The organism is Serpentinimonas sp. SSL01 (assembly GCF_056323735.1).
In genome coordinates this window covers 2,155,594-2,176,871 of the sequence record NZ_CM150487.1, presented here as the reverse complement: position 1 = coordinate 2,176,871, position 21,278 = coordinate 2,155,594, and the positions used below count along the sequence as shown (strand labels likewise).

Here is a 21,278-nt window from a genome sequence, read left to right as displayed (position 1 = left end):
GCTCGGGCCGGGGCTCAAGCCAGCCAGCGCTTGCGCCGTTTGTAGCTTTTCACATCTTTGAAGCTCTTGCGCTCGGTGCCGCCCATGCCGAGGTAGAACTCTTTCACGTCTTCGTTGTTGCGCAGGTCGTCGGCCTTGCCGTCCATGACGATGCGCCCGCTCTCCATGATGTAGCCGTAGTCGGCGTAGCGCAGCGCCATGTTGGTGTTTTGCTCGGCGATCAAAAAGGTGACGCGCTCTTTCTGGTTCAGGTCTTTGACGATCTCGAACACCTCTTCGACGATCTGCGGCGCCAGCCCCATGGAGGGTTCGTCGAGCAGCAGCACGCTGGGGTTGGCCATCAGGGCGCGGCCGATGGCGCACATCTGCTGCTCGCCACCCGAGGTGTAGGCGGCTTGGCTGGTGCGCCGGGTCTTGAGGCGCGGAAAGTAGTTATAGACCTTCTCGAGGCTGGCCGCGATCTCGGCCTTGCCGCTGCGGGTGTAGGCGCCGGTGAGCAGGTTTTCTTCGATCGTCAGGTGGGCAAAGCAGTGGCGCCCTTCCATCACTTGCACCACGCCGCGTTTGACCAGGTCGGAGGTGCTCAGGATGTCGATGCGCTCGCCGCGCAGCTCCACGCTGCCCTTGGTGACTTCGCCGCGCTCGGCTTTGAGCAGGTTGGAGATCGAGCGCAGGGTGGTGGTCTTGCCGGCGCCGTTGCCGCCCAGAATGGCGGCGATCTGGCCGTCGGCCACTTGCAGCGAGACGCCCTTGAGCACCAAGATCACGTGGTTGTAGATGACCTCGATGCCGTTGACGTTGATGACGATGGAAGGCGTGCTCATGGGTAAACCTCGACAGGGGGGAAACGGTTGGCGGTAGGGCAGTCGGCTGGCCGCAGCGCTCCAATCAGAGCGGGTCGGCCAAGCGACTGCGGGCTGCCTAGGTGCACGGCCAGAGCACCCGCCATGGCAACCCGGCAGCCCCCGCGCTGCGCTGCCAACCCAAAGGCGACAGCGGCAGCGAGGGGCAGCCGGCTTAGCAGCCCGGCTCGGTGCGGCGCGTGATGTTGTTGTCGCGCGCAAAGGCCTCGGCCGAAGCCGTGATCATGGGGTTGATGACGGTCATGTCGGCTTGCAGCCAGTCCGAAGACCAGTCAAAGCCGGTGCCGTTCCAGGTGTGGATGCGCATCAGAGCCGTGCCCACGTGGTTGCGGCACGAGGTCACGATCGGGCCGCGCAGCACCCCGGCAAAGCCGAGCTGGTCCAGCCGCGCTTGGGTGATGTTGAGGTTCTCGTAGCCCCAGCGCGCTTGCTCGCCGGTGACGTGGCGGCCACGGCCAAAACGCTCTTGGGCGCGGAACACGCCTTCGACCGCCAGCATGGCGCCGACCACGCCGCGCATGTAGAGCACGTCGCCGACTTCGGCGCGCGGGCCGGTGCCTTGGCCACGGTCGTGCACCTGGGCCAGAATCTGGCGCACCACTTCGGAGTCACGCGCTTGGCCGTGCTGCATCATGACGGCGCTGAAGCCGCGGGCGTCGGCGCCGATGTCGCGCAGATCGGGCTCAGCCCCGCTCCACCAGAGGCCAAACATGCGGTCGCGCGGAAAACCGGTGGCCACCGATTGGCGGATCGCGGTCGTGGTCATCACGCCCCAAGTCTGCAGGATCACGAAGTCGGGCCGCTGCTGGCGGATTTGCAGCCAGATCGCGCGCTGCTCCACGCCGGGAGGCGGCACCGGCAGCGCCAGCACCGTGAAGCCGTGCATTTCGGCGCGGCGGTTGATGATCGGCAGCACCTCGCGCCCAAACGGGCTGTCGTGATAGACCACGGCGATGGTCTTGCCGCGCAGGCGGTCCCAACCACCAGACCGGTTGGCGATGTGTTGCAACACCACGTCGCCAGCGATCCAGTAGTGGCCCAGCAACGGGAACACCCACGGGAAAATGGCGCCGTCAGCGGTGTCGCTGCGACCGTAACCCGAGGTGATCATGGGGATCCTGTCAACCGCCAAGCGCGGCATGAGCGCGAAGGTGATGCCGGTCGAGAGCGGCTGGAACACCGTGGCACCGCCGTGGCGGGCCTTGAGGCGCTCGTAGCACTCCACGCCGCGGTCGGTGGCGTAGGCGGTTTCGCATTCTTCGACCAGCGTTTGCACGCCATTGATGCCGCCGCGCGCGTTGACCAGCTTCATGTAGTCGGCGAAGCCGTTGGCAAACGGCGCCGCGTTCGGGGCCACGGCGCCGGTGCGGCCGGTCAGGCTGGGGAAGAACTGCACCGGCGCTTGGGCCATGGCCAAGCTGGTGGTGAGGGCACTGGTCAGCGCGGCCACTGCCACCACGGCCGATAGTGCGAGTTGTCGCAATCTCATGGAATGTCTCCTTAAACCAACACCTAACTCACACAAGGACGAGGGCGGCGGGCGAGGTGTCGGGCGCCAGCCACCAAAGGAAGCAACTCAATGTGGGAACGGCCACAGACGCAGTTTGTGGCGCGCCATGCTCCAGTACTTGGCCAAGCCGTGCGGTTCTTTGATCAGAAACCAGACGATCAGGGCGCCAAGGATCATGAACTCGGCGTGGCCCACCATGGCGGTCGAGATTTCGACCCCGAACAGGCGGCCGATCCAGGGCAGCAGCTGGTTGAGCACGATCGGCGTGATGACGATGAAGGCGGCGCCAAAGAAGCAGCCCATGATCGATCCCAGGCCGCCGATGATGACGATGAACAGCAGTTGGAACGAGCGGTTGATGTCAAACGACAGCGGCTCCCAAGAACCCAGGTGGACGAAGGCCCACAGCGCCCCAGCGACGCCGATGATGAAGGAGCTGACGGCAAAGGCGGTGAGCTTGGCGTACATCGGGCGGATGCCGATCACCGAAGCGGCCACATCCATGTCGCGGATCGCCATCCACTCGCGCCCGATCGGGCCGCGCACCAGGTTTTTGGCCAGCAAGGCAAACACCACCACGAAGCCGAGCACGAACAGGTACTTGTCCATCGGCGTGGCAATCTGCCAGCCGAACACGCTCAGGTTGCTGACTTCGGCGGTGCCGGCCGGGCTGTCGAGGGTGAACCAGCGCACACGCACAAACAGCCAGTCAAAGAAGAACTGCGCCGCCAGCGTGGCCACGGCCAAGTACAAGCCCTTGACGCGCAGGCTGGGGATGCCAAAGATGATGCCCGCCAGCATGGCGAAAAAGCCGCCCGAGAGCAAGGCCACGATCAGCGGCATGTCCTCGACACGCATGAAGACGTTGTAGGCCATGTAGGCGCCCACGGCCATGAAGGCGCCGGAGCCGAGCGAGATCTGGCCGCAATAACCCACCAGAATATTGACCCCGATGGCGGCCAGCGCCAGAATCAGAAACGGCACCAAGATGGCGCGAAACAGGTACTCGTCGGCCAGCATCGGCACGCCGATGAAGGCGAAGGCGATGATGGCGATGATGGCGATGCGGTCTTGCTTGACGGCAAAAATCTGCTGGTCGGATTTGTAGGTGGTCTTGAACTGACCGTTTTCGCGGTAAAACATGATGGTTCCGTTCTTCCTGAGCGAGTTTTATACGCGGTCGATGATTTTTTCGCCAAACAGGCCCTGCGGTCTAAACAGCAGCACCACCATCGCCAGCACGTAGGCAAACCAGATCTGGATGCCACCGCCGACCATCGGCCCGATATAGACCTCGGCCAACTGCTCGCTCACGCCGATGATCAGGCCGGCCACGATCGCGCCCGGGACTGAAGTCAGGCCGCCCAAGATGATCACCGGCAGCGCCTTGAGCGCCACGAAGGTGAGGGCGAACTGCACCCCCATCTTCTCGCCCCAGATCATGCCGGCCACCAGCGCCGTCAAGCCAGCCATGAACCAGACGATGACCCACATCCGGCCCAGCGGAATGCCGACCGACTGCGCCGCTTGGTGGTCATCGGCCACGGCGCGCAGGGCGCGTCCGGTGCCGGTTTTCTGGAAAAACAGCGTCAGCAGCGCGACCATGGCCATCGCCATCAGGGCCGTGACGAGGTCGTCTTGGTTGATCAGCAAGCCGCCGGGGAACAGGCCTTCGAGGATGAAGATCGGCTCGGCCGGCAGACCAAGGTCGATGGCGTAGATGTCGCTGCCAAAGATGGTCTGGCCAAAACCGTCGATGAAGAAGGTGATGCCCAGCGTCGCCATGAGCAACACCACCCCTTCTTGGTTCACCAGGTGGCGCAGCACGAAGCGCTCGACCGCCCAAGCAAAAATCAGCATCAGGAACGCGGCGATGGCAAAAGCCAAGACGTTGGCCAACAGCAGGCTCTCAAAGCCCAGCCACTCGGGCAGCCATTCGGCAAAGCGCGCCATGGCCAGCGCGGCAAACAGCACCATCGCGCCTTGGGCAAAGTTGAACACGCCCGAGGCCTTGAAGATCAACACAAAGCCCAGCGCCACCAGCGAGTAGAGCACGCCGTTCATCAGCCCGGCGATGATGGTTTCGAGGAAAAATCCCATGTCTGGTCTCCTGTTTTAATGGCTGGTGCCGAGGTAAGCGCTGATCACGTCGGGGTTGGCGCGCACCTCGTCGGGCACACCGTCGCCGATCTTTTTGCCGTAGTCGAGCACCACCACGCGGTCGGAGATGTCCATCACCACGCTCATGTCGTGCTCGATGAGCACGATGGTGGTGCCAAACTCGTCGTTGACGTCGAGCACAAAGCGGCACATGTCTTGTTTTTCTTCGACGTTCATGCCCGCCATGGGCTCGTCGAGCAGCAGCACCTGCGGCTCCATGGCCAGCGCGCGCCCGAGGTCCACGCGCTTTTGCAGCCCGTAGGGCAGCTGCCCGACCGGGGTTTTGCGGTGGGCCTGGATTTCGAGGAAGTCGATGATGCGCTCGACCTTCTCACGGTGCTCGCTTTCCTCGCGCTCGGCCGGGCCCCAGCGCAGCGCTTGCAGAAGCAGGTTGCTTTTGATGCGCAGGTTGCGCCCGGTCATGAGGTTGTCGATCACGCTCATGCCCTTGAACAGCGCCAGGTTCTGGAAGGTGCGCGCCACCCCCAGTTCGGCCACTTGGCGGCTGTTCATGTGCTTGAAGGTCTGGCCGCGGAAGGTGATCGAGCCCTCTTGCGGCTTGTAGACGCCGTTGATGCAGTTGAGCATCGAGCTCTTGCCGGCACCGTTGGGGCCGATGATGGCGCGGATTTCGTGCTCGCGCACGTCGAACGAGATGTCGCTCAGCGCCTTCACGCCACCGAAGCGCAGGCTGATGTTGTGGACGTCGAGGATGACGTCGCCGATTTTTTTCTTGCTCATGCCAAACTCCGTAGTCCCCGTGCCCAGTGCAGGATGGTGTGCTTCATGCGGCCGCCTTGACGTTTGCGTAGGTCTGCACGTCGAGCAGTTTGAGCGTGGCGCTCACTTTGCCGGTGCGCCCGTCCTCGAACTTGACCTGGGTTTCGATGAACTGCTCGGCCTTGCCGCCGTAGAGCGCATCGACCAGTACGCCGTATTTCTCGCCGATGAAGCCGCGTCGCACCTTGTTGGTGCGGGTGAGCTCGCCGTCGTCGGGGTCGAGCTCTTTGTGCAGCACCAAAAAGCGGTGGATCTGGCTGCCCGCCAGCAGCGCGTCGCGGCTCAGGTCGGCGTTGACTTGCTCGACGCAGCCCTTGATGAGCTGCAGCACTTCGGGCTTGCCGGCCAGGTCGGTGTAGCCGGCGTAGGGCAGGTTGCGGCGCTCGGCCCAGTTGCCCACGGCCTCGAGGTCGATGTTGATGAACACGCACACGCGCTCGCGCCCGTCGCCGTAGGCAACCGCCTCTTTGATGTAGGGGAAGAACTTGAGCTTGTTCTCGACGTATTTGGGTGCGAACAGGGCGCCGTCGTTGGCCCCGCCCTTGATGCGGCCCACGTCTTTGACGCGGTCGATGATTTTCAGGTGCCCGCTGGCGTCGATGAAGCCGGCGTCGCTGGTGTGGTACCAGCCGTCGGGGGTGAGCACCTCGCGCGTGGCTTTTTCGTTTTTGTAGTATTCCTTGAGCAACCCCGGCGATTTGACCAAGATTTCGCCGTTGTCGGCCAGCTTGATCTCGACGCCGTCGATCGGCACGCCCACGGTGTCGGCGCGCACCTCGTGGTCGGGCTGCAAGCAGACGAACACCGCCGTTTCGGTGGAGCCGTAGAGCTGCTTGAGGTTGATGCCGATCGAGCGGTAAAAGGTGAACAGATCGGGGCCGATGGCCTCGCCGGCGGTGTAGGCCACGCGCACGCGTGAAAACCCGAGCGTGTTGCGCAGCGGCCCATAGACCATCAGGTTGCCCAGCGCGTACAGCAGCCGGTCGGCGGCGCCGATGCTTTTGCCGTCCATCAGCGCCGGGCCGACCTTTTTGGCGTGCTCCATGAAGCCGTTGTAGAGCTTGCGCTTGAGCGCGCCGGCGTCTTCCATTCGAATGGTGACGTTGGTGAGCAGGCCCTCAAACACCCGCGGCGGCGCAAAGTAATAGGTGGGGCCGATTTCTTTGAGGTCGATGGTCACGGTGGCGGTCGATTCGGGGCAGTTGACCACGTAGCCGCACGCCAGCCACTGGGCGTAGCTGAAAATGTTTTGCCCGATCCAGGCCGGCGGCAGGTAGGCCAGCACCTCTTCGGTTTCGGTGAGTTTGTCAAAGCGCGCCCCGGCGACGGCGCGATCGAGCAGCGAGGCGTGGGTGTGCACTACGCCCTTGGGGTTGCCGGTGGTGCCCGAGGTGTAGAACATCGCCGCCACATCTTCAGCGCGGGCCTGCTCGGCTTCGTTTTTGAAAAACTCGGGGTGCTGCTGCACAAACACGGCCCCGGCGGCGATCACTTCTTGCAAGCCGGCCAAGCCGGGTTCGTCGTAGTTGCGCAAACCCCGTGGGTCGTCGTACAAAATGTGCTCGAGCAGCGGGCACTGCGAGCGGATTTCGAGCATTTTGTCCACCTGCTCCTGGTCTTCGACGACCACGAAGCGCACCTCGGTGTTGGTGATTGGGAACACGCATTCGCCCGCCACCGCGTCTTGGTACAGCGGCACCGGCACCGCACCCAGGGCCTGCGCCGCCAGCATGGAGGCGTACAGGCGCGGCCGGTTGGCCCCGATGACGATCAGGTGTTCGCCGCGGCGCAAGCCCAACTGGTGCAGGCCGGCGGCGATGTGGCTGGTCAAGTCGGCCATGCCGCGCCAGTCGATGCTCTGCCAGATGCCGTATTCTTTTTCGCGCATCGCCGGCGCGGTAGGGCGCTTGGCGGCGTGCTCCAGCAACAAACGCGGGAAGGTGGTCTGCATGTCGTCTCCTCTAATCTGGCGGCCCGGCCCATGAGCGGGCTTCATATCGGCTTGAATCTGTTGCGCACTGTACGCCAGGGTTTGACGCCATGTTGTCCTTGCGACGACAATCTAGGGTGCGGCCCTGCTAGGACTTACCCTAGGGTGTGTGGCGCGACTGGAGGCAGCGATGGTTTATCGGGATGCTTTGCGGCAACGGGCGCGGACTTTGAGCGATGCGGAGTTCGCGGCGATCGTCTGGGTGCCGCGCCTGAGCGCGGATGAACGCGAGCGCGTGCGCAGCGAACTGATGGTGACGCTGGCGCAGCCGGGCGACTCGATTTGCCGCGTCGGGCGACCGGTGACGTTCTGGTTCGGGCTGGTCGAGGGCTTGCTCAAGATGAGCAACGACGACAGCCTGGGCCCGATCATGACCTTTGCCGGCTTGGCCCCCGGGGGCTGGTTTGGCGAGGGCACGGCGCTCAAGCGCGAGCCCTACCGCTACAACGTGCAGGCGCTGCGCAAGAGCTTGGTGGCGGGGCTGCCGGTCGAGACCTTTCACTGGCTGCTGGATCATTCGATCGGCTTCAACCGCTTTGTCATGTGCCAGCTCAACGAGCGCTTGGGGCAGTTCATCGCCGCGCGCGAGATCGACCGCCTGAGCGAGCCTGAGGTGCGGGTGGCGCGCAGCTTGGCCAATCTGTTTCACCCTGGGCTGTTTCCGGGTGTGGGGCAGCTGTTGCGCATCACGCAGCAGGAGCTGGCTTATTTGGTCGGGCTGTCGCGTCAGCGCGTGAACCTGGCGCTGGCGACACTGCACGAGCAGGGCCTGATCGAGGTCACGTATGGCGGTTTGCGGGTGCTCGACCTTGCGGCGCTGCGCGCCTACGCCCTGCCCAGCGAGGGTTGATCGGCACGGTTCGGGCCGGTGCGGTGTGAACCGGTGCGCCGGCGCACTACACTCGCTGCCATGCAAGAGAGTGTGCGCATCAACAAACGGCTGGCCGAAATGGGCCTGTGTTCGCGGCGCGAGGCCGACGAATGGGTGGCGCGCGGCTGGGTGACGGTCAACGGCCAACCGGCCCAGACCGGGCAGGCGGTGACGGCGGCCGACCAGATTGAGGTGGCCCCGGCGGCGCGCCAGCAGCAAGACGAGCGCGTGACGATCGTGCTGCACAAGCCGGTGGGCTACGTGAGCGGCCTGCCCGAAGACGGGCACCAGAGCGCCGCCGTGCTGGTGCAGCCCGGCACGCGCTGGCGCGAGGACCGCAGCCCGCGCCGCTTTGCGCCCAGCCACACGCGCGGACTGGCGCCAGCGGGCCGGCTGGATATCGATTCCACCGGCCTGCTGGTGCTGACGCAAGACGGGCGCGTGGCCAAGGCGCTGATCGGGGCCGATTCCGGGGTGGAAAAAGAATACCTGGTGCGCGTGCAATGGGCCCCCAACGGCCCGCAGGGGCCGGGGGTGGTGGCGCAAAACGTGCAAGCGGTGTTTGCCCCGGAGCTGCTGCAGCGCCTGCGCCACGGGCTGCAGATCGATGGCCGGGTGCTAAAAGCCGCGCAGGTGCAGTGGCAAAACCCGGAGCAGCTGCGCTTCGTGCTGCGCGAGGGCATGAAGCGCCAAATCCGGCGCATGTGCGAGCAAGTCGGGCTGCACGTGGTGGGCCTCAAGCGCGTGCGCATTGGGCGCGTGCAACTGGGGCAGTTGCCGCTGGGGCAGTGGCGCTATCTGGGGCCGAACGAGCGGTTTTGATCGTCGGGTTGGGCGGCGTGGGAGCGGGGCGGGTGCTCTGGGTAGGCGCTGGGGCGCTGGGGGCAGCCGGCCTCATACCGTCCGCTGCGCGGCCAGAAATCGGCCAACTTCCCCCAGCGCCCCAGCGCCCCAGCGCCATGGGAGTGGCTGGTTTACTGCTCCAAGATCGCTTCTTCCGTGTAAATCTGGTCGGGCTCGAGGACGGGCGGCGGGGTGCGAGGCTGGTAGTGCAGGGCCTGCGCCACCCAAGGGCCGCTGGTCATCGCGGGGCGCAGGTCCACCAGTTGCTGCTGGATCATGAAGAAAGCCAAGATGGCAAACATCAGGTGATTGAAGGCGGCGGCGGGGTTTTGCAGGTGTGCGCGCTTGAGGCGTCGCAGAGAGAGTGTCGGGGCCATGGCAGCTTCCTTTGGGCGTATGCGCTGGATGCTACTGTGCTTAAGGCGTTCGGACAAGTTTAAGGTTAATGCGTGGGTGATGTGGGGGCGGCGGTGGCAAGACGTGCATGGCTTTTGGTTGCATGTAACGTCGCCGTTGTGTATAGTGGCAAGACCACTTGAATGAGGGCTTTCACATGGGAACCGCGCATGTCAATGCACGCGTCCAAAAGCACCGCGACGCGATGCCCATGGCGGGCTTGCGCCCGGTGCAAATCTGGGTGCCCGAAACACGCCGCCCCGACTTTGCGCAGGAATGCCGCCGCCAAAGCTAGCCTTGCTCAAGCGTGCGCGGTTGGGCTGTGGATAGGCTGCACCGCGAGGCGCAAGCCCATGGTCTTGAGTATCGCCGACAGGCTGCGAAGCTCCGGATTGCCCTTGGCCGACAGCGTGCGGTAAATGTGCGTAGTGTTGAGCTGCGCTTGCTCGGCCACTTTCGAGGCGCCGCCAAACGCTTTCGTCATCTGGCGCAGCGCGATCAACAGCTCGCCTTGGTCGCCGTCCTCGAGGATGCTGTTCAGCAGTTCGACCGCATAGGCCGGGTCTTGGCGAAAGGCTTCAGCCATCGCGTCGTCATGTGCTCGATCTTTCATCGCCTTTTCTCCTGCTTCAAGTTGCTTCGCTGCCAGTCCTTCCAGTATGCGCACGCCTGTGCTATGTCGGCGTCCTGCGAACGCTTGCTGCCGCCGCAAAGCAGCAAGACCACAGTTTTCCCGGCTTGCGCGTAATAGACGCGGTAGCCTGGCCCTACGTCGATACGAAGCTCCCACACACCATCTCTGCATGGCTTGTGGTCGCCGAAATTGCCCAGCTCGAGGCGGTACACGCGTCGGTCAATGGCGATCATTGCCTTGATGTCCTTCACCTCGTCGCGCCAGTCTGCGTACACGTCGCGGCCGTCGTCGGTGATGTAGTGCCTGATCTCGAACATGGCTGATTGTCGCTTAAAAGCGAAACACGGTCAAGCTGTTTGGGCTATCCACAACCGTGGGGCGACCATGACTTCGAAAGCGGGGTGGGGGTTGGGGCGCTGGGGGCAGCCGGCCTCATGCCGTTTAGCTGCGCGGCCAAAAATCGGCCAAAGCCCCCAGCGGCCCCAACTCATGATATCGACCGGCCGCCTTGGGCGCCCCACGCCCAGCTAAGCCTGACATCAGGCACATAGTCTGCCCCCGATTTTCCTGCTGCAAAATGGGCGCAACGTGCAGGACACTTGGTTGCATGTAACGTCGCCGTTGTGCATAGGGCCCGGCAAAACCTAGCGCCGCAACATCGCCACGCTGCGCTGGGCGCGTGCCAAGTTACGCCGCCAACAGGGGACACCTTTGTATGGCGGCCAGCTCCTTTTGCAGGGACTGTTTGGCAATGGCGGTGTCGTAGGCGGCTTGGCCGCGCAACCACCAGCCGTCGCTCAAGCCAAAGTAGCGGCAAAGCCGAAGGTCTGTGTCGGCCGTGACGGCGCGTTTTCCCGCCACGATTTCGCCGATCCGCTGTGCAGGCACGCCGATGTCTTTGGCTAGGCGGTACTTCGTAAGGCCGAGGGGCTTGAGAAACTCTTCTTCAAGCATCTCGCCGGGCGTAACGGGCGGCACGGTGCGCATGGTGTTTCCTTCAGTGGTAATCGATGATCTCAACATCTGCGGCCCCATCCGCGGTCCAAACGAAGCACAGGCGCCACTGCTGATTGATTCGTATGCTGTGCTGTCCTTGACGATCGTCTTTCAGCGCTTCCAACCGGTTGCCGGGCTGCACCTTCAGATCGTCCAGCACCGCAGACCAGTCCAGCTGCGCAAGCTTGCGCAGGGCAGGCCGCTCAATGTTCACCCAGCGCTTGACGCGCTCGCCCTCAAAGAGGGCTTGCGTGTCTTTGCACTTGAAGTTTTTGATAGGCACGGGTGCCGATATTAACGCGGAGCGTGAGTAGTGTCAAGACCGAGCTGCGCACGCCACATGGAATCAGGGTGCGTTGCGTACTAGGCCGAGCCGTGCCATGTGCCAGAAAATCGTTCTCCGACCACGGTGAACCTCCGTGGGGGTAAGGGCTGGGGCGCTGGGGGCAGTCGGCCTCATACCGTCCGCTGCGCAGCCAAAAATCGGCCAACCGCCCCCAGCGCCCCAGCCCCGCGCGCATCGTTGCCTGCCCCAATTTCGACCTCCATTATGATCGTCAGGGATGTGGCAGCTAACAATCCAAGGACGCGACCTTTCTCGGTGATTGGTCTCTCTGACTTGCTCTCCATCGAAGACCAGATCATAGGCAATGGCTTCGTACCGAAGGGATACGTCGGGTTTTTGGATCATCTTTCCGTTCTTAAGGACACTCTGAAAAACTCAAAATCAGGTCAGCCAGCAGGCTGATGCATTCCACCAGCTGAGATTTCGAGCGATTTAAGCCAGCTTGATTCCAGCCTCGCCTTCAAAAAACGCTGTTTTTATCTTTTCTGTGCCATTTCTCCAGTTTTTGGACGCACTCATGCCTGCGCACCCATCAGCTTGTGTCGCGCCATCCACAGATTGGAGAGCGCAAACAGCGTCTTGATCTGCAAGGTGTTCTTCATCAAGCCCCGATAGCGCACCTGCTTGAAGCCAAACTGGCACTTGATGACCCGAAACGGGTGCTCCACCTTGGCGCGTATCTTGGCCTTGATCTGCTCGACTTTGTCGATCAGCGCATCCACCAGCTTATTCTCTGTGTCCAACTGCTTGCGCTTGCCGGGGCGCATGGCGATGTGCCACTTGCAGCCGGCCTTGGCTTCAGGGCGCTGGTCTGCGCCTTGGTAGCCTGCATCCCCGTATGCGTCCGTCTCTTGGCCGTGCAACAGGCTGTTGCCTTGGGTGACATCGGAGACGTTGCCCGAGGTGCCACAGACGGTGTGCACCAGACCCGAGTCGGCATCGACGCCGATGTGGGCCTTCATGCCAAGGTGCCACTCGTTGCCCTTCTTGCTCGAATGCATCTGAGGATCACGCGCTCGGTCTTTGTTCTTGGTCGAGCTCGGCGTGGCGATGAGGGTGGCATCGACGGCGGTGCCGGCTTTGAGCAGCAGGCCGCGTTGTTCGAGCAGTTCGTTGACGGTGGCCAAGATGCGCTCGGCCAGCTGGTGCTGCTCCAGCCGGTGACGCTGACTTGGGGTTTTGCCAAAGCGAAGAATGGTGCTCTCATCGGGCAGTCGGCCAAAGGGGCTCAACTGGGCAAACTCGCGGTACAGCGGGGTGTCGAAGAAGGCTTCTTCCATGGCCGGATCGGACAGGCTGAACCACTGCTGCATGAAGTGTACGCGCAGCATGGTCTCGAGGACACGCGCTGTAAAGGGTCGCAAAGAGGGCTGGGGCTGGCAGGGGCTGTTGGCCGATTTTTGGCCGCGCAGCGGACGGTATGAGGCCGGCAGCCCCTGCCAGCCCGGGCCCTAGCCAACCAACCCCACCCGCCCCAACGCACCCCAAGCCAACCAGCGTCCCGAGCCATACCCAAGCCAACGCCCCCCAGCAACTTGAAATCCCCCCACCAGCCCCAAACTAGCAAACCGTTGCGCCCAGCGCACACCCAGTCCCTCGAATCCTTTCACTGCTACCAAAACCCCATCCGCACCCCATGAGCACCCATCACGCATTCCAGACCGAAGTGGCCCAGTTGCTGCATCTGGTCACGCATTCGCTGTATTCCAACAAAGACATCTTCTTGCGCGAGCTCATCTCCAACGCCTCCGACGCCTGCGACCGGCTGCGCTTTGAGGCGCTCGACCACGCGGCGCTGTTTGAGGACGCACCGACGCTGGAAGTGCGCGTGGGCTTTGACGCCGAGGCCAAAACCCTCACCATCAGCGACAACGGCATCGGCATGAGCGAGGCCGAGGCGATCGAGCACCTGGGCACCATCGCCAAGAGCGGCACCAAGGCCTTCATGAGCCGCCTGAGCGGCGACCAGCAAAAAGACGCGCAACTGATCGGCCAGTTTGGCGTCGGTTTTTATTCCGGCTTCATCGTCGCCGACCGCATCACGGTCGAGAGCCGCCGCGCCGGCTTGCCACCCGAGCAAGGGGTGCGCTGGGTCAGCGCGGGCACGGGCGAGTTTGAGACCGAAGCCATCACCCGCGCTGAGCGCGGCACCTGCATCACCTTGCACCTGCGCGACGACGCCAGCGAATACCTCACGCGCTGGAAGCTCAAGGGCATCATCGCCAAATACTCGGACCATATCAGCCTGCCGATCCTGATGCGCAAAGAGGAGTGGGACGCCGACAAAGGTGAATCGGTGCTGCGCGACGAGTGGGAGCAGGTCAACGCCGCCAGCGCGCTCTGGACGCGGCCCAAAAAAGACCTGAGCGAACAGCAGTACAGCGATTTTTACCAAGCCATCAGCCACGACTACGAAGCGCCGCTGGCCTGGAGCCACAACCGCGTCGAGGGCACAACCGAGTACACGCAGCTGCTCTACATCCCGGCCAAGGCCCCGCACGACCTCTGGAACCGCGACAAAAAACCCGGCGTCAAGCTCTACGTGCGGCGCGTGTTCATCATGGACGAGGCCGAGGCGCTGCTGCCCAGCTACCTGCGCTGGGTCAAAGGGGTGATCGATTCGGCCGACTTGCCGCTCAACGTCAGCCGCGAGCTGCTGCAAGAGAGCCGCGACGTCAAAGCCATACGCGAGGGCAACACCCGGCGCGTGCTGGCGCTGCTCGAAGACTTGGCGCAGCAGGGGGTGGAGCCCGCCGCCGCCGATGCAACCGACGCCACGGCTGATGCCGAGGCCGCGCCATCCAACGACAAATACCGTCGCTTTTACGCCGAGTTTGGCGCCGTGCTCAAAGAAGGGCTGGGCGAGGACTTCGGCAACCGCGAGCGCATCGCGCGCCTGCTGCGCTTTGCCTCCACCCAAAGCGACGCCGTGGCCGTGAGCCTGGCCGACTACAAAGCGCGCATGAAAGCGGGCCAGAAAGCGATCTACTACCTCACGGCCGACAACCTAGACGCGGCCAAGAGCAGCCCGCAGCTCGAGCTGTTTCGCAAAAAGGGCATCGAGGTGCTGCTGATGACCGATCGGGTCGATGAGTGGGCGCTGTCGTTTTTGCACGATTTCGACGGCACCGCGCTGCAGAGCGTGGCCAAGGGCGCGGTGGATTTGGGTCAGCTGCAAGACGAAGCCGAAAAGCAGGCCACCGAGGCCGCCGCCGAGCAGTACAAGCCCTTGCTCGAGCGCCTGAAAACGGTGCTGGCCGACAAGGCGTCCGACGTGCGCATGACCGCGCGCTTGGTCGATTCACCCGCTTGCCTGGTGGTGGGCGAGGGCGAGCTGTCGAACCAGCTCACGCGCATGCTCAAGGCGGCCGGGCAAAAAGCCCCCGATGCCAAGCCGATACTGGAGCTCAACCCGGCGCACGCGCTGGTGCAAAAGCTCGAGCAGTCGGCGCAGTTCGACGACTTGGCGCACATTTTGTTTGACCAGGCGCTGCTGGCCGAAGGCGGGCTGCCGCAAGACCCGGCCGGCTACGTGCGCCGCGTCAACGCCTTGCTGGTCTAGGGGAGGCTGGGGGCCGCCCGCTCAGCCTCTTACTCCAAGGTCGCCGCGTACTCGATGATGGCGCGGTGATCTGGGGCCAGCAGCTTGTAGCGGATGCCGTCGTTGGCGAGCAGGGTGCGCATCTGGCTGTCGATCTCGCGCGCTTGGGTTTCGTCCTGCAGGCGGCCGCTGCGGATGTATTTTTTGTCCAGGTCGCGCTGCACAAAGATGTTGATGTTGTCAAACTGCCGGTACCAAGCCATGATCTGGGCGTGGGTTTTTTTTACGTCGCAGATGTTGTCGGCGTAGGTCTGGTTGTAGTACAACAGTTGCGGCAGCGAGCCCTCGGTGACCAGGTACTGCACTTGGCCGTTGAGCACCTCGAGCATTTGAAACTGCTCCAGCGCCAAGGCGTACTGGTTGCGCAGCGCGGCGAAATCGCGCTGCCAGACGCGGATTTTGGCGATCTCGGGCACCATTTCCACCGTTTTACCCATCAGGTGCAGCTTGAGCACGATGCTGGATGAAAACAGCGATTTGTCGCAGCTCGGCCCGCCGATGATGTTGATCACCTTGGTGCGGTACAGGCGCATCTTGTTCTCGGGCTGGATCGGGTCGACGTAGGTGACGCTGGTGCTCATGTGTGTCTCCGGTAAAAGGGGGAAACTGAGTGCACAGGTGCCAAGCCCGACGCCTGCGCAAGTGAGGGGCCGCAAAACGCGCATCCTACCACTGGGCGCGCTGGGGTGCGCGCCGCCTTTGCTACACTTGATCGGCCGCAAACCCTACCCCGCCGCGCCCGCGCCAGAGCAGCGCGCTAAGGAAGCCCCTCGACGTGATCACCGAACCCGAATTCCAGCACCTGGCGGCCCAGGGCTACAACCGCATCGCCCTGAGCGCCGAGACGCTGGCCGACCTCGAAACCCCGCTCTCGCTCTACCTCAAACTGGCGCACGGTGGCCCCGAGGCTGGGCGCTACAGCTTTTTGCTCGAATCGGTGGTGGGTGGCGAGCGCTTCGGGCGCTACAGCTTCATCGGCCTGCCGGCGCGCACGGTGTTGCGCGCCAGCGGTTTCGGGGCCGCAGCGCGCACCGAGGTGCTGCACGACGGGGTGTTGGTCGAACAGGCCAGCGGCAACCCGCTCGATTTCATCGCCGCCTACCAGCAGCGCTTCAAGGTCGCCCTGCCGCCGGGCTGGCCGCGCTTTTGCGGCGGGCTGGCCGGTTACTTTGGTTACGACACGGTGCGCCACATCGAGCACAAGCTCTTGCACAGCTGCCCGCCAGACCCCTTGGGCTGCCCCGACATCTTGCTGCTGCAGTGCGAACAGCTGGCAGTGATCGACAACCTCTCGGGCCGCTTGCACCTGATCGTCTATGCCGACCCGGCCCAGCCCGAGGCCTACGCCTTGGCGCGCCAGCGCCTGCAAGCGCTGCTGGCGGCGCTGCAACGCCCAGTAGCCGCGCCGGCGCTGCAGCCCAGCCCGGTGCAGCCGCCCGAGCGCGCCTTTGCCCGCGCCGACTACCTAGCCGCCGTGGCGCGGGCCAAAGAGCTGATCGCCGCCGGCGACTTCATGCAGGTGCAGGTCGGGCAGCGCATCAGCCAGCGCTACGAACAAAGCCCGCTGAGCCTGTACCGCGCCCTGCGCTCGCTCAACCCCAGCCCCTACATGTATTACTACGATTTTGGCGACTTCCAGGTGGCGGGCGCTTCGCCCGAAATTCTGGTGCGCCAAGAGCGCGTGCCCGAGGGTTGCAAGGTCACCATCCGGCCGCTGGCCGGCACGCGCCCGCGCGGGGCCACGCCGGAGCTGGACCGCGCCGCCGAACAGGAACTGTTGGCCGACCCCAAAGAGCGCGCCGAACACGTGATGCTGATCGACCTTGCGCGCAACGACATCGGGCGCATCGCCCAGACCGGCAGCGTGCGGGTGAGCGACGCCTTTGTGATCGAGCGCTACAGCCACGTGATGCACATCGTGAGCAACGTCGAGGGCCTGCTGCAGCCGGGGTTGAGCAACATGGACGTGCTCAAAGCCACCTTCCCCGCCGGCACCCTCACCGGCGCGCCCAAGGTGCACGCGATGGAGCTGATTGACCAGCTCGAGCCCGTCAAGCGCGGCCTCTACGGCGGCGCCTGCGGCTACCTGAGCTATGCCGGCGACATGGATTTGGCCATCGCCATCCGCACCGGCATCGTCAAAGACGGGCAGCTGCACGTGCAGGCGGCGGCTGGGGTGGTGGCCGATTCGGTGCCCGAGCTCGAGTGGAGCGAGACCGAACACAAGGCGCGCGCGCTGCTGCGTGCGGCCGAAATGGTGCAGGAGGGATTTGAATGAGCCAGACCCACGCCAGCGCGCCGGTTTATTGCTCCCACATGGCCGAGGTGCGCGCGCACATCGACGCCCTTGACGCGCAGATCGTGCCCCTGCTGGCGCTGCGCTGTGGCTACGTGGCGCAAGCTGGGCGCATCAAGCAAGACCCGAACCTGATTTACGACCAAGAGCGCATCGACGCCATCCTTGAGCGCGTGCAGGCGCAGGCCAGCGCGCTCGGGGCCCCGGCGCAGGTGCTGGAGGCGGCCTACCGGGCCTTGATCGCGGCCAGCATCGAGTTCGAGCGCGCCGAATTTGCGCGTTTGCGCGCCCAACCGGCACAACCCTAGGATGGCTGCTTCATGCTGCTGATGATCGACAACTACGACAGCTTCACCTACAACCTGGTGCAGTATTTGGGCGAGCTCGGGGCCCAGGTGCTGGTGCGGCGCAACGACGAGATCGGGCTCGAGGAGCTCGAGCAGCGCGTGGCAGCGGGCGAGATCGAGCGCTTGGTGGTCTCGCCCGGCCCCTGCTCGCCGGCCGAGGCGGGGGTGTCGGTGGCGGCCATCCAAGCGCTGGCCGGGCGCGTGCCCATTTTGGGCGTCTGCCTGGGGCACCAGGCCATCGGGGCGGCTTTTGGCGGGCGCATCGTGCGCGCGCAGCAGCTCATGCACGGCAAAACCAGCCTGATCCACACCACCCAAGAGGGCGTGTTCGCTGGCTTGCCGGCGCAGTTCACCGTCAACCGCTACCACTCGTTGGCGATCGAGCGCGCCACCCTGCCCGAGTGCCTGGCCATCAGCGCCTGGAGCGACGACGGCGAGATCATGGGCGTGCGCCATCGCAGTCTGGCCATCGAAGGCGTGCAGTTTCACCCCGAGAGCATTTTGAGCGAGCACGGCCACGCCTTGCTGCAAAACTTTCTGGCGCAGCGCTGAAGACCTGAAGCCCTGCGCAACCCTTTCCCTTCCAGATTGCATCCACCATGGACACCGTGCTCCCCGCCCTCACGCCGCAGCAGGCGCTGCAGCGCGTCCTTGAACGGCGCGAGCTTTTGCCCGCAGAAATGCGCCAGCTCATGCAGCAGATCATGCAGGGCGCCGTGGCGCCGGTGCCGCTGGCGGCGCTGCTGACCGGGCTGCGCATGAAGGGCGAGAGCAGCGGCGAAATTGCTGCCGCCGCACGGGTGATGCGCGAATTCGTCACCCCGGTCGAGCTGGCCGATCGGCGCCATCTGGTGGACATCGTCGGTACCGGCGGCGACGGCGCACAGACCTTCAACATCTCCACCTGCGCCATGTTTGTGGCCGCCGCCGCCGGCGCGCGCGTGAGCAAGCATGGCGGGCGCAGCGTCAGCAGCCAATCGGGCAGCGCCGACGTGCTGGAGGCGCTGGGCGCGCAGATCAACCTGAACCCGCCGCAGATCGCACGCTGCGTCGAGCAGACCGGCGTCGGCTTCATGTTTGCGCCCAACCACCACCCGGCCATGAAGCACGTGGCCCCGGTGCGGCGCGAGCTCGGCGTGCGCACGCTGTTCAACATCTTGGGGCCGCTCACCAACCCGGCCGGCGCGCCCAACATCCTGCTGGGCGTGTTTGCCCCCGAGCTGGTGGGCGTGCTGTTGCGGGTGCTGCAAGACCTGGGCGCGCAGCACGCGCTGGTGGTCTATGGGCAAGATGGGCTGGACGAAATCAGCCTCGGGGCCGCGACCCGCGTCGGCGAGCTGCGCCACGGCGCCCTCCGCGAATACGAGCTGCACCCAGATGATTTTGGCTTGGCCATGGCCAGCCACCGAAGCTTGCGCGTGCAAGGTCCGGCGCAGTCGCTGGCCCTGCTGCGCGCGGTGCTCGACGACCAACCCGGCGCAGCGCGCGACATCGTGGCCCTCAACGCCGGGGCCGCGCTCTACGCTGCCGACGTGGCCGAATCGATTGCCGACGGTTTGCAGCGCGCCCGCGCCGCGCTGGCCAGTGGCGCCGCCCGCGCCAAGCTCGAGCAGTTCCTCGCCACCACCGGCGCGCTGGCCGCCGGCACCTGAAAGCTGGAGCCCCTACTCATGAACGACATTTTGCAGCGCATCGTCGCTACCAAGCGCGAAGAAATCGCACAGGCGCAGGCGCGTCACCCCTTGGCCGTGGTGCGTGCCGACGCCGAAAGCCGCCTGCTCACGCGCGACTTCACCGGCGCCTTGCGCGCCAAGCTGCGCGCCGGCCAGCCGGCGGTGATCGCCGAAATCAAAAAAGCCAGCCCCTCCAAGGGCGTGCTGCGCGAGCCCTTTGAGCCGGCCGACATCGCGCAGAGCTACGCCGCCAACGGCGCCGCCTGTCTGTCGGTGCTCACCGACCGCGACTACTTTCAGGGCAGCCCAGACTACCTCAAGCAAGCGCGTGCCTCCTGCCATTTGCCGGTGCTGCGCAAAGACTTTCTGATCGACCCCTACCAAGTGTACGAATCGCGCGTGCTCGGCGCCGACGCCGTGCTGCTCATCGCCGCCTGCCTGTCCGACGAGCAGATGGCCGAACTCGAGGCGCTGGCGCACAGCCTGCACATGGCGGTGCTGGTGGAGGTGCACGACGCGCCCGAGCTCGAGCGCGCGCTGCGCCTGCGCACGCCGCTGATCGGCATCAACAACCGCGACCTGCGCAGCTTCGAGGTTCGGCTCGAGACCACGCTCGAGCTGCGCCCCCACGTGCCGCCGCAGCGGCTGCTGGTGAGCGAGAGCGGCATCGGCACCCGCGCCGACGTGCTGCGGCTGCGCGACGGCGGCGTTTCGGCCTTTTTGGTCGGTGAAGCCTTCATGCGCGCCCCCGATCCGGGGCAGGCGCTGGCCGAGCTGTTCGACCCCGGGCCGTGAGCGCGCTTGGCAGCGCAAACTCGGCACAGCCGCAGGGATCGCTGAGCGCTTGGGCGCCGCAAGATTGGTCCCTCGCTCCCGACTGGCAGCCGCTGTGGCAGGCATTCCTCGCCAGCCCGCATGGGCAGCAGCTGGGCCAGCGCCTGCAAGAGCAGATCGATGCCGGGTTGCAGCTTTATCCGGCGCATCCCTTGCGCGCGCTGGCACTCACGCCGCTGGAACAGGTGCGGGTCGTGATCTTGGGCCAAGACCCCTACCACGGGCCGGGTCAGGCCGAAGGGCTGGCCTTCTCGGTGCCAGCGGGTCAGCGGCCGCCGCCTTCGCTGCGCAACATTTGGGTCGAATTGAAGCGCGAAGCGGCGTGCTGCCAACCCGCTGACCAGCCGGTGCACCAAGGCAGCCCGCAGCTGGGCAGCAGCCTCGAGCCGTGGGCGCGCCAAGGCGTGCTGCTGCTCAACACCACCCTCACGGTGCAGGCCGGGCTGGCCGGCAGCCACGCCGGCTGGGGCTGGGAGCGCTTCACGCACGCCGTGCTGCAGGCTTGCGCCGCCCACGGCCGGCCCAAGGCGTTCCTGCTCTGGGGCCGCCACGCCCAAGCCGCCGCAGAAAGCGCGGCCCTCGACCGCCAGCCGCACCTGTGCCTGCGCGCCAACCACCCCTCGCCGCTGGCGGCGCGGCGGCCGCCGCAGCCCTTCATCGGCTGCGGCCATTTTGGCGCCGTGAACCGCTGGTTGTTGCAACGCGGCGAAAAAAGCATAGACTGGTGCTGAAAACGCTTTGGCACCGTGGCATAATGCGGGGCTTGCTGGAGGGGTGCCCGAGTGGCTAAAGGGGGCAGACTGTAAATCTGTTGGCTTACGCCTACGCTGGTTCGAATCCAGCCTCCTCCACCAGCAAAGCCGATGCGGCAAACCGGAGCTCGAGCAGACTGTGGCTGCTGCGTCCGGCCCAAGCGGGGCTCGATGCGGGAGTAGTTCAATGGTAGAACCCCAGCCTTCCAAGCTGATGACGCGGGTTCGATTCCCGTCTCCCGCTCCAGCGCCGGTGCTGTATAGGCTGATGTTTTTTGTGGGTGGCCGCAAGGCCGCTACGCCCATGTGGCTCAGTGGCAGAGCACTCCCTTGGTAAGGGAGAGGTCGGCAGTTCGATTCTGCCCATGGGCACCAAGTCTTTGGTG

General features: G+C 64.8%; 23 protein-coding genes and 3 tRNA genes. 13 read left to right on the top strand and 13 right to left on the bottom strand.

The genetic code is table 11. The features are described 5' to 3' along the window. Positions 1-14: 14 nt before the first annotated feature. The 6 genes from ACVMK0_RS10255 to ACVMK0_RS10230 form a co-directional block, all read right to left on the bottom strand. Entirely contained in the window at positions 15-824 is an 810-nt protein-coding gene (locus tag ACVMK0_RS10255; protein WP_045536823.1) for an ABC transporter ATP-binding protein, read from the bottom strand. Positions 825-1,017: 193 nt separating this feature from the next. Then, entirely contained in the window at positions 1,018-2,352 is a 1,335-nt protein-coding gene (locus ACVMK0_RS10250; RefSeq protein ID WP_476463735.1) for an ABC transporter substrate-binding protein, read from the bottom strand. Positions 2,353-2,439: 87 nt separating this feature from the next. Then, complete coding sequence (locus ACVMK0_RS10245) at positions 2,440-3,516, bottom strand: branched-chain amino acid ABC transporter permease (RefSeq protein WP_476463734.1); 1,077 nt, start codon at positions 3,514-3,516, stop codon at positions 2,440-2,442. 27 nt (positions 3,517-3,543) lie between these two features. Next, a complete protein-coding gene (locus tag ACVMK0_RS10240; protein ID WP_045536818.1) occupies positions 3,544-4,473 on the bottom strand; it encodes a branched-chain amino acid ABC transporter permease in 930 nt (309 codons plus the stop codon). 15 nt (positions 4,474-4,488) lie between these two features. Continuing rightward, positions 4,489-5,274: an ABC transporter ATP-binding protein gene (locus ACVMK0_RS10235; RefSeq protein ID WP_476463733.1), complete on the bottom strand. Its 786-nt coding sequence runs from the start codon at positions 5,272-5,274 to the stop codon at positions 4,489-4,491. 43 nt (positions 5,275-5,317) lie between these two features. Beyond that, positions 5,318-7,264: an AMP-dependent synthetase/ligase gene (locus ACVMK0_RS10230; RefSeq protein WP_476463732.1), complete on the bottom strand. Its 1,947-nt coding sequence runs from the start codon at positions 7,262-7,264 to the stop codon at positions 5,318-5,320. 169 nt (positions 7,265-7,433) lie between these two features. Here ACVMK0_RS10230 and ACVMK0_RS10225 point away from each other — a divergent pair, with 169 nt between their 5' ends. Both ACVMK0_RS10225 and ACVMK0_RS10220 read left to right on the top strand, forming a co-directional pair. Next, a complete protein-coding gene (locus ACVMK0_RS10225; protein WP_045536813.1) occupies positions 7,434-8,153 on the top strand; it encodes a Crp/Fnr family transcriptional regulator in 720 nt (239 codons plus the stop codon). A 60-nt stretch (positions 8,154-8,213) separates the two neighbouring features. Continuing rightward, on the top strand, positions 8,214-8,996 hold the full coding sequence (locus tag ACVMK0_RS10220; RefSeq protein ID WP_476463731.1) for a pseudouridine synthase: 783 nt from the start codon (positions 8,214-8,216) through the stop codon (positions 8,994-8,996). A 152-nt stretch (positions 8,997-9,148) separates the two neighbouring features. On the opposite strand, the gene ACVMK0_RS10215 is transcribed toward ACVMK0_RS10220, so the two are convergent. Further along, positions 9,149-9,394: a hypothetical protein gene (locus ACVMK0_RS10215; RefSeq protein WP_250961232.1), complete on the bottom strand. Its 246-nt coding sequence runs from the start codon at positions 9,392-9,394 to the stop codon at positions 9,149-9,151. A gap of 176 nt (positions 9,395-9,570) precedes the next feature. On the opposite strand from ACVMK0_RS10215, the gene ACVMK0_RS10210 reads away from it, so the two are divergent. Then, positions 9,571-9,708: an antitoxin MazE family protein gene (locus ACVMK0_RS10210; RefSeq protein ID WP_082027358.1), complete on the top strand. Its 138-nt coding sequence runs from the start codon at positions 9,571-9,573 to the stop codon at positions 9,706-9,708. A gap of 6 nt (positions 9,709-9,714) precedes the next feature. Here ACVMK0_RS10210 and ACVMK0_RS10205 read toward each other — a convergent pair whose 3' ends face one another. The 5 genes from ACVMK0_RS10205 to ACVMK0_RS10185 all read right to left on the bottom strand — a co-directional run bounded on the left by ACVMK0_RS10205 (position 9,715) and on the right by ACVMK0_RS10185 (position 12,822). Beyond that, on the bottom strand, positions 9,715-10,026 hold the full coding sequence (locus ACVMK0_RS10205; protein ID WP_045536804.1) for a helix-turn-helix domain-containing transcriptional regulator: 312 nt from the start codon (positions 10,024-10,026) through the stop codon (positions 9,715-9,717). Next, positions 10,023-10,364: a type II toxin-antitoxin system RelE/ParE family toxin gene (locus tag ACVMK0_RS10200; RefSeq protein ID WP_045536803.1), complete on the bottom strand. Its 342-nt coding sequence runs from the start codon at positions 10,362-10,364 to the stop codon at positions 10,023-10,025. Before ACVMK0_RS10200 ends, ACVMK0_RS10205 begins: the two co-directional genes overlap by 4 nt. Before the next feature lie 370 nt (positions 10,365-10,734). Continuing rightward, positions 10,735-11,034: a HigA family addiction module antitoxin gene (locus ACVMK0_RS10195; protein ID WP_045536802.1), complete on the bottom strand. Its 300-nt coding sequence runs from the start codon at positions 11,032-11,034 to the stop codon at positions 10,735-10,737. A gap of 10 nt (positions 11,035-11,044) precedes the next feature. After that, a complete protein-coding gene (locus ACVMK0_RS10190) occupies positions 11,045-11,326 on the bottom strand; it encodes a type II toxin-antitoxin system RelE/ParE family toxin (protein WP_476463730.1) in 282 nt (93 codons plus the stop codon). A 578-nt stretch (positions 11,327-11,904) separates the two neighbouring features. Continuing rightward, on the bottom strand, positions 11,905-12,822 hold the full coding sequence (locus ACVMK0_RS10185) for an IS5 family transposase (protein ID WP_476464684.1): 918 nt from the start codon (positions 12,820-12,822) through the stop codon (positions 11,905-11,907). Positions 12,823-13,025: 203 nt separating this feature from the next. Between ACVMK0_RS10185 and htpG the strand changes: the two genes are divergently transcribed. Beyond that, positions 13,026-14,951, top strand: a complete 1,926-nt coding sequence (gene htpG / locus ACVMK0_RS10180; protein WP_476463729.1) for a molecular chaperone HtpG — start codon at positions 13,026-13,028, stop codon at positions 14,949-14,951. Positions 14,952-14,980: 29 nt separating this feature from the next. Here htpG and ACVMK0_RS10175 read toward each other — a convergent pair whose 3' ends face one another. Then, positions 14,981-15,571 (bottom strand): hypothetical protein, encoded by a 591-nt coding sequence (locus ACVMK0_RS10175; protein WP_045536795.1) that lies wholly within the window; start codon positions 15,569-15,571, stop codon positions 14,981-14,983. A 194-nt stretch (positions 15,572-15,765) separates the two neighbouring features. Here ACVMK0_RS10175 and trpE point away from each other — a divergent pair, with 194 nt between their 5' ends. The 9 genes from trpE to ACVMK0_RS10130 all read left to right on the top strand — a co-directional run bounded on the left by trpE (position 15,766) and on the right by ACVMK0_RS10130 (position 21,267). Continuing rightward, positions 15,766-17,268 carry an anthranilate synthase component I gene (gene trpE, locus ACVMK0_RS10170; protein ID WP_476463728.1) on the top strand — a complete coding sequence of 501 codons (1,503 nt, stop codon included), beginning with the start codon at positions 15,766-15,768 and terminating at the stop codon, positions 17,266-17,268. Further along, positions 17,265-17,594, top strand: a complete 330-nt coding sequence (locus ACVMK0_RS10165; protein ID WP_476463727.1) for a chorismate mutase — start codon at positions 17,265-17,267, stop codon at positions 17,592-17,594. The genes trpE and ACVMK0_RS10165 overlap by 4 nt, the downstream gene beginning before the upstream one ends. A 21-nt stretch (positions 17,595-17,615) precedes the next feature. Further along, complete coding sequence (locus ACVMK0_RS10160) at positions 17,616-18,185, top strand: anthranilate synthase component II (RefSeq protein WP_284738199.1); 570 nt, start codon at positions 17,616-17,618, stop codon at positions 18,183-18,185. 47 nt (positions 18,186-18,232) lie between these two features. Then, positions 18,233-19,285 carry an anthranilate phosphoribosyltransferase gene (gene trpD, locus ACVMK0_RS10155; protein WP_476463726.1) on the top strand — a complete coding sequence of 351 codons (1,053 nt, stop codon included), beginning with the start codon at positions 18,233-18,235 and terminating at the stop codon, positions 19,283-19,285. A gap of 18 nt (positions 19,286-19,303) precedes the next feature. Next, a complete protein-coding gene (gene trpC, locus ACVMK0_RS10150) occupies positions 19,304-20,101 on the top strand; it encodes an indole-3-glycerol phosphate synthase TrpC (protein ID WP_045536785.1) in 798 nt (265 codons plus the stop codon). Beyond that, positions 20,098-20,871, top strand: a complete 774-nt coding sequence (locus tag ACVMK0_RS10145) for a uracil-DNA glycosylase (protein ID WP_250960527.1) — start codon at positions 20,098-20,100, stop codon at positions 20,869-20,871. The genes trpC and ACVMK0_RS10145 overlap by 4 nt, the downstream gene beginning before the upstream one ends. Before the next feature lie 37 nt (positions 20,872-20,908). Next, positions 20,909-20,994 (top strand) — tRNA-Tyr (locus tag ACVMK0_RS10140). 71 nt (positions 20,995-21,065) lie between these two features. Then, positions 21,066-21,139: transfer RNA gene (locus ACVMK0_RS10135), tRNA-Gly, on the top strand. Between the two features lie 53 nt (positions 21,140-21,192). After that, a tRNA-Thr gene (locus tag ACVMK0_RS10130) sits at positions 21,193-21,267 on the top strand. Positions 21,268-21,278: the final 11 nt, after the last annotated feature.